Genomic DNA, 7,539 nt, shown 5'->3' with positions numbered 1-7,539 from the left:
CCGGCCTTCGACAAGCTCAGGCTGAACGGGTATTGGTTGCGGTGGCGCTGGTGTCGCTACCGCCCCTCTCCTTCACCAACCGTTCGGGCTGAGCCTGTCGAAGCCGGGGCACAACGCTCGTCGAGGCGCCCGCCATTGCCGCAAGAACACTGCATCGGAGACAAACACATGCAAACCATCCGCTACGAACTCATCCCCGCTCAGGGCACCGACGGCCAGGTCGCCGTCATCACGTTCGACGAGGCCAACGCCCCCGTCAACACCATGTGCCGCCAGTGGCAGCAAGAGCTGGGCGAGGCCACGGCCCAGGTGGTGGCAGACCACAAAAACCTGGGGCCGGCACTCAAGGGGATCGTGCTCGCATCCGCCAAGACCAGCTTCTTTGCAGGCGCAGACCTCAAGGCCACCATGCGCCTCACGCCCGCCGATGCCCCCGCCGCGTTCGGCGAGATCGAGCGCATGAAGGCGCACTTTCGCACGCTCGAAACGCTTGGCATCCCCGTGGTGGCCTGCCTCAACGGCGCGGCGCTGGGCGGCGGCTGGGAGGTGGCGCTGGTCGCCCACTACCGCATCGCCGTGGCCGACCCCAAGATCCAGTTCGGCCTGCCCGAGGTCACGCTGGGGCTGATGCCCGGCGCCACGGGCGTGACCAAGATGACGCGCCTGCTGGGCCTGATGGGCGCGCAGCCCTACCTCCTCGAAGGCAAGCTCTTCAACCCCGCCGAGGCGCTGGAGCTGCAACTGGTGCACGAGCTGGTGGCTACGCGCGAGCAACTGCTGCCCGCCGCGCTGGCCCACATCGCCACCCACCCGCACGCGGTGCAGCCGTGGGACGACAAGAACTACAAGATGCCCGGCGGCACACCCGCCAACCCCAAGATCGCAGGCGCCCTCACCGTCGCGCCCGCCATGCTCAAGAAGACCACGCGCGGCCGCTACCCCGCGCCCGAGGCGGCGCTGGCCGCCATGGTCGAAGGCGCCATGGTGGACTACGACACCGCCCTGCGCATCGAAAGCCGCTACCTCGCCCGCCTGATGACCGGCCCCGTGGCGCGCAACATGATCAACACGTTCTTCTTCGACATGAACGCGATCAAGAGCGGCAAGTCACGCCCCGGCTCGGCGCAACGCTACAAGCCGCAAAAGGTCGGCATCCTGGGCGCCGGCATGATGGGCGCGGGCATCGCCTGGGCCCAGGCCAGCCGGGGCATCGCCACCGTGCTCAAGGACGTGAGCCCCGAGAAGGCCGAGGCCGGCAAGGCCTACAGCGCCAAGCTCACGCAAGCTCGCGTGGACAAGGGCCGCATGACGGCCGATGCGCAGCAAGCACTGCTGGCCCGCATCACACCCACCGCCAGCGCGGCCGACCTGGCGGGCTGCGACCTCATCATCGAAGCCGTGTTTGAGAACCGCGAGCTCAAGGCCAAGGTCACCCAAGAGGCAGAGCCGCAGCTGACGCCCGGCGGCTTCTTCGCCAGCAACACCTCCACCCTGCCCATCAGCGGCCTGGCCACGGCCAGCAGCCAGCCCGAGAAGTTTGTCGGCATCCACTTCTTCAGCCCCGTGGACAAGATGAAGCTGGTGGAGATCATCCGCGGCAAACAGACAGATGACGAAACCGTGGCCCGCGCGTTCGACTACGTGCAGGCCCTGGGCAAGGTTCCCATCGTGGTGAACGACGCGCGCGGCTTCTATACCAGCCGCACCTTCGGCACCTACGTGATGGAAGGCGCCGCCATGCTGGGCGAGGGCATCCCCGCCGCTGCGATTGAAAACGCTGCGCTGCAAGCAGGACTGCCCGTTGGGCCGCTGGCTGTGCTGGACGAAACCGCGCTGACCTTGAGCGTGCACGTGCTGGAGCAGACGCGGGCGGACTATGCGGCGGAAGGAAAAACCTACACCGCCACTCCCGGCGAGTTGCTGGTGGAGCGCATGGTCAAGGAACTGAAGCGCCCTGGCCGCGCGGGTGGCGGCGGGTTTTACGACTACCCCGCAGGCGCCAGGAAGCACCTGTGGCCGGAGTTGAAGGGCTTGTTCGAGAAACCCGGCGTGGAATGGAGCGTGCAGGAGATCCAGGACCGTTTGCTCTACCGCCAGGCCATCGAGACTGCACGTTGCCTGGCCGAGGGCGTGCTGACCAGCGTGCATGACGCGAACATCGGGTCGATTTTTGGGATTGGGTTTCCGGCTTGGACGGGGGGGGCGATGCAGTTTGTCTATGGAATGGGTGTTGAGGCGTTTCTCAAGCGTGCTGCTGAACTGGCCACGAAGTACGGGGATGGCTTCCAGCTAGACAGTAGCGTTGCTGATGCCGTCGGGAGATACCAGCCCGCTTGGTGACGATGAGTCTTGGGCCATGAAGGACTCCTTCCGGTGACAATCGTGTCCCGCCAAATTGAGTTCGTTCGCATGCGTGCCTTCAGGTTGTTTCTTATTCTTGTCGCGGCCTTTTCGGGACTCGCCAGCGCCCTCCTTTTTGCATTGTGGATTCCGATGGCCGGAGGGCTACTGCTTGCAGCGGACCTCAGCAGCCCCGTTGCAGAGGCAGTCACGGCCTACGAGACTGGGAACTTTCCGCTTTTTCTTTTCATCCTCCGATCGCATTTCGCCGCTATTGGCGGGCTTCTCGGTTGGATCGCCTTGTTCGCCCTTTGCATCCTGGCCCGCAGAAACTGGGATGCGCTCCCCAAGTGGATTCCGATCGGCTGCGCGTTGGGGGCTGTTGCTGTGCTCATAGGCCCGTATGCCTACGTGCTTGCGATACCCCCAATCACGCTGGCTGCAACAGTTTTGCTGCTGATCAAGTGTCGAGCCAGTGACCCTGCTCATTCGGGGGAATCAACGGAACTCGACGTCACCCAACGCTAGAAGCGGATGGCGAGTGGTGAGGTACGACCCGGTGGGGCACGTCCGGCAGATGGAACAGGTCGTCCAGCCCCACGTAGAGCCCACTCAGCACGTCCGCCCGCTGGCCCATGGGTACCCTGCGCAGGCATTGCAGAACTGCTGGCCGAACTGGGCTAGCTTTCCGGGATCACCTTGCCAAGTAAGGTGCAATTTCCTCCTTGCAAATTGATCATGCTTCGATCAATTTGCAAGGACTGCGAGACAAGCCATCCACCGCCTTTGGCAAACCATGCGGCCTACGTCCCCTCATACATAAGGGGTACGCCGAGTGGGACAAGGCCTATGCGGTGTTTCCTTCGCGCAGAGGAAAATCTGGAAATTTGCCCGCCAGCGCTGCAATCTCTCGCGGCATACCCGCCGCTTTCAACCCCAACATCCCCCGCGCCTCCTGCGGCGAAGCCACCTCCCGCCCCGCATTGCGCGCGTACTCCGCCAGCTTCTCGATCAACGGCCCGTTCGAATCCGCCTTCATCCCGTCCGGCAGATAGAACGTGTCCTCCAGCCCCGTGCGCAGGTGCCCGCCCAGCTCGGCCACGCGCTGGTGCACGGGCCAGATCTCGCTGCGGCCGATGACGGTGGCTTGCCAGGGGGCGTCCTTGATTTTCAGCTTGAGCAGGATGGGCAGCAGGTCCGGGTCCGCAGGCATGCCGGATTCGACGCCCATCACGAAGTTGTATTCGGGCAGGCGCTCGGTGTACATGCCGGTCTGCACATACATCTCCACGCAGCGCACGATGCCCACGTCGAAGCACTCGAACTCAGGCAGCGTGCCGGTCTCCAGCATCACGTCGATGAAGTCCTTGACCTTGGCGGGCTGGTTGTCGAACAGCATGGGCGGCCAGGCCCAGGTGCCGTTGCTGCGCACCTTCAGGTAGTTGAGCGAGCCGGCGTTGCACGCGGCCATCTCGGGGCGGGTGGCGCGCAGGCATTCCAGCGGGCCCTGGTAATGGGGGCCGACCACGCCGGTGGTCTGGTTGATGATCAACCCCGGGCAGGCCTCGCGCATGGCTTGCACGCAGTCGCGCGCCACCTGCGGATCCCAGCTGGGCAGGTGGCCCTTGCCGGGCTCCTGGTTGCGAAAGTGCACATGCACCACGGCGGCGCCTGCGTCGCAGGCGCGGCGGGCTTCTTGGGCCAGTTGCTCGGGCGTGACGGGCACGTGGTGCTGGCCGGGGTCCGTCAGCACACCGGTGATGGCGCAGGTGATGATGGCTTTGTCGGCGGGTGTGTGACTGGTCATGGTCCGTGTCTCCGATCAACGTGGTTGTCTTTGGCCCCGCACGTCACCGGCCGTTCGGCCTGAGCCTGTCGAAGGCGGGGCACTGGCTTCGACAAGCTCAGCCTGAACGGTTGGGGGTTGGTGCGCCCAGGCTTCGACAGGCTCAGCCCGAACGGCGGAGGGCGAGGTGCGTTTGGGCCCATGGCAGTCCTCAAATGCCGAGCTGGCGTGCAGCCAGGTCCTTCATGATTTCTTCCGCACCACCGCCGATCATCATGACCTTGACCTCGCGGTAGATGCGCTCGCTGACGGTGCCGCGCATGAAGCCCATGCCGCCCAGGATTTGCACGGCCTGGTCGGCACAGAACTGCATGGTTTGGGTGGCGTGGTTCTTCAGCATGCAGATGTTGGCCACCCATTCCGGCCCGGTGCGGCCCGCATCGGCCTGCGCGGCCACGGACTCGCACCATGCGGCGGTGGACTGGATGCGCATCTGCATGTCCACCAGCTTGTGGCGGATGACCTGGTGCTCTACCAGCGCGGCGCCAAAGGTCTTGCGCTGGCGGGCCCAGGCCAGGGCCTCGTCGTAGCAGGCCTCGGCAAAGCCCAGGGCCGATGCGGCCAGGCCGAAGCGCTCGCCGTTGAAGTTGGCCATGATGATGCGAAAGCCCGCGCCTTCTTCGCCCAGCAGGTAGCGGGCGGGCACGCGCACATTGTCAAAGCGCAGGTGGGCGGTGTCGGAGCAGAGCCAGCCCATCTTATCGAGGCGCGTGCGCGACAGGCCCGCGCTGTGGCCGGGGATGAGCAGCATGGAAATGCCGCCTGAGCCCTTGCTGCCCGCGTCGCCAGTGCGCACAGCCACGGTGATCCAGTCCGAGCGCATGCCGGAGGTAATGAACACCTTTTCGCCGTTGACGATGTAGTCGTCACCCTCGCGCCGCGCCGTGGTCTTGAGTCGGGCCACGTCGGACCCGCCACCGGGTTCGGTAATCGCCAGCGCAGCGATTTTCTCGCCCGCCAGCACGGGCGGGATGACCTCAGCGCGCACCGCGTCGCTGCCATGCGCCAGCACGGGCGGCAGGCCAATGTTGTGCGACAGCAGGCTGGCCAACACGCCGCCGCTGGCGCCGTGGCGGCTGAGCGCGCGCCACAGCGGCAGGCGCAGCTGGTAACTGGCAGCCGTGCCGCCGTACTGCTCGGGGTAGCCCAGGCCCAGCAGGCCCAGGTCGGCCGCGCGGCGGTACAGGCTGCGGGGGAACTCACCGGCCGCGTCCCACGCGTCCACATGCGGTGCGATCTCGGTGCGGGCAAAGCGGGTGACGGTGTCGGTGAGTGCGGTGCGGTCTTCGTTGCTCACAGGGGTCGCGTCGGGTGTGCCGGTCATGCGGGCGCTCCTTGCGTGGCGGGTGCAAAGCGGGCCAGCACCTGGCCGGGCGACACCTGCTGGCCGGGCGCTACCAGCAGCTCGGCCACCGTAGCGGCTGCGGGGCTGGCCAGGCTGTGTTCGAGCTTCATGGATTCGATGACCACCACCGTGTCGCCCGCCGCCAGCGCCTGGCCTGCGGCCACGGGCAGCGCAACCACCTTGCCGTTGAAAGGCGCACGCAGTTCCGCCGCGCCGCCCGCCACATCGGCGCGCGCAGCGGGCTCCCAGGATGCGTCTTCCACCCAGCCGTCCGCGCCGCCCACCTGCCAGTGCCAGCGCAAGGGCCCCACGGCGACGCAGTGCACACCGGGTTGGGGAAGCTGCAGGGTCATCGGCTCGGCCCCCGCGTGTTCCACCTGCAGACGCCCTCCCCCCCATTCGCGCACAGTGACGTCGTGCACCACGCCCTGGTGCCGCAAGCGCAGCGGGCGGGGCAGCGAACAGGGCAGGCTGGCCGCAGGATTGCAAGCAAAAACAGCCCCCAGCGCTTTCTGCATAAGCAATTTTCGCTCTTCTTTTAATAGCGTCGACTGCAAACCGGCGGCGTGTTCCGCCAGAAACGGCACCAGCGCCTGGCCGCTGGCAAACACCGGGTGCTGCAGACAGGCCGCCAGAAACGCGCGGTTGGTGGGCAGGCCCAGCACGCGGGTGCTGTGCAGGGCGCGCGCCAGGGTCGCAATGGCCTCGGCCCGCGTGGGCGCATGCACGATGAGCTTGCCCAGCAGGGCGTCGTAGTGAGAGGTGACCTCTGCCCCCTCCTCTAGCGCGTGGTCAAAGCGCAGTGCGCCCGGCGCGGCCCGTTCAAACGCAGTGGCGTACGGCGCGCTGAACTGCAGCACACGGCCGGTGTGAGGGCGGAAATGCGCGTCTTCGGCGCACAGGCGCACCTCGATGGCGTGGCCTTGCAGAGGCACCTGGTCCTGCGTGAGCGGCAGCGACTCGCCTCGCGCCACGCGGATCTGCCACTCCACCAAATTCAGGCCAGTGAGGGCTTCCGTCACCGGATGCTCCACCTGCAGGCGGGTGTTCATCTCCATCAGGAAGAATTCGGCCCCGTCCAAAAGGAATTCCACCGTGCCCGCACCCACATAGCCAGCGGCCTGCGCCAGCGCAACGGCACAGGCGCCCATGCGTTCGCGCAGCGCGGCATCCACAACCGGGCTGGGCGCCTCTTCGATGATCTTCTGGTGGCGGCGCTGTACCGAGCAATCGCGCTCGCCCAGGTGGATGCAGGCGCCGTGGGCGTCGGCAAAGATCTGCACCTCCACATGGCGCGGCTGCAGCAGCGCACGTTCGATCAGCAGGTCGCTACAGCCAAAGCCCGCCAGCGCCTCCGACCTTGCGCTGGCCAGTGATGCAGGCAGTTGCGCCAGATCGGTGACCAGGCGCATGCCGCGCCCTCCCCCGCCCGCCACAGCCTTGACCATGAGGGGCGTGCCGATGCGCGCCGCCTCGCTGGCAAAGCGCTCGTCGCTCTGGTCTTCGCCCGCATAGCCGGGCAGGCAGGGCACGCCATGCGACTGGGCCAGCGCCTTGGCCCCGGCCTTGCTGCCCAGCGCGCGGATGGCGCCGGGCGGCGGGCCGATCCAGGTCAGGCCCGCATCGACCACGGCCTGGGCGAAGTCGGCGTTCTCGCTGAGGAAACCGTAGCCGGGGTGCACAGCATCGGCGCCGGTGGCGCGGGCGGCGGCCAGCAGCTTGTCGGTGCGCAGGTAGGTGTCGGCGCTGGATGCGCCACCCAGGGCCACGGCCTGTGTGGCTTCGCGCACGTGTTGGGCGTTGGCATCGGGGTCGGAATAGACCGCGACCGTGTCGATGCCCATGCGGTGGGCGGTGTGGATGATGCGGCGGGCGATCTCGCCGCGATTGGCGATCAGTATCTTTTTCATAGGCTGCGCCCTCGCGGCTCCATCGCCCGCCTGCACGCTGCGCGTGCACGGGCAATTTGCTTCGCCATGCCTGCGGCATGACCGCCGCGATTGGCGAT

At 66.8% G+C, this 7,539-nt stretch carries 5 protein-coding genes; 2 read left to right on the top strand and 3 right to left on the bottom strand.

The window, feature by feature from the left end:
* Window positions 1-168 precede the first annotated feature (168 nt).
* Window positions 169-2,340: a 3-hydroxyacyl-CoA dehydrogenase NAD-binding domain-containing protein gene (locus ACOQFS_RS00210; RefSeq protein WP_421560968.1), complete on the top strand. Its 2,172-nt coding sequence runs from the start codon at window positions 169-171 to the stop codon at window positions 2,338-2,340.
* A 33-nt stretch (window positions 2,341-2,373) separates the two neighbouring features.
* The gene (locus tag ACOQFS_RS00205) at window positions 2,374-2,868 is read left to right on the top strand and encodes a hypothetical protein (protein WP_421560967.1); all 495 of its coding nucleotides are present in this window, start codon (window positions 2,374-2,376) and stop codon (window positions 2,866-2,868) included.
* 319 nt (window positions 2,869-3,187) lie between these two features.
* Here ACOQFS_RS00205 and ACOQFS_RS00200 read toward each other — a convergent pair whose 3' ends face one another.
* The 3 genes from ACOQFS_RS00200 to ACOQFS_RS00190 form a co-directional block, all read right to left on the bottom strand.
* A complete protein-coding gene (locus ACOQFS_RS00200; RefSeq protein WP_421560966.1) occupies window positions 3,188-4,147 on the bottom strand; it encodes a 3-keto-5-aminohexanoate cleavage protein in 960 nt (319 codons plus the stop codon).
* 190 nt (window positions 4,148-4,337) lie between these two features.
* Window positions 4,338-5,510 carry an acyl-CoA dehydrogenase family protein gene (locus ACOQFS_RS00195; protein WP_421560965.1) on the bottom strand — a complete coding sequence of 391 codons (1,173 nt, stop codon included), beginning with the start codon at window positions 5,508-5,510 and terminating at the stop codon, window positions 4,338-4,340.
* Window positions 5,507-7,441 carry a biotin carboxylase N-terminal domain-containing protein gene (locus ACOQFS_RS00190; RefSeq protein WP_421560964.1) on the bottom strand — a complete coding sequence of 645 codons (1,935 nt, stop codon included), beginning with the start codon at window positions 7,439-7,441 and terminating at the stop codon, window positions 5,507-5,509. The genes ACOQFS_RS00195 and ACOQFS_RS00190 overlap by 4 nt, the downstream gene beginning before the upstream one ends.
* Window positions 7,442-7,539: the final 98 nt, after the last annotated feature.

Origin of the sequence: Paracidovorax sp. MALMAid1276 (assembly GCF_049198005.1) — a bacterium.
In the GTDB taxonomy this organism is placed as follows: domain Bacteria; phylum Pseudomonadota; class Gammaproteobacteria; order Burkholderiales; family Burkholderiaceae_C; genus Acidovorax.
This window is presented reverse-complemented; position numbering and strand designations above follow the sequence as displayed.

Coding starts and splice junctions, on each gene's coding strand:
- ACOQFS_RS00210 (WP_421560968.1), top strand. CDS start 169: ATGCAAACCATCCGCTACGAACTCATCCCCGCTCAGGGCACCGACGGC.
- ACOQFS_RS00190 (WP_421560964.1), bottom strand. CDS start 7,441: ATGAAAAAGATACTGATCGCCAATCGCGGCGAGATCGCCCGCCGCATC.
- ACOQFS_RS00200 (WP_421560966.1), bottom strand. CDS start 4,147: ATGACCAGTCACACACCCGCCGACAAAGCCATCATCACCTGCGCCATC.
- ACOQFS_RS00195 (WP_421560965.1), bottom strand. CDS start 5,510: ATGACCGGCACACCCGACGCGACCCCTGTGAGCAACGAAGACCGCACC.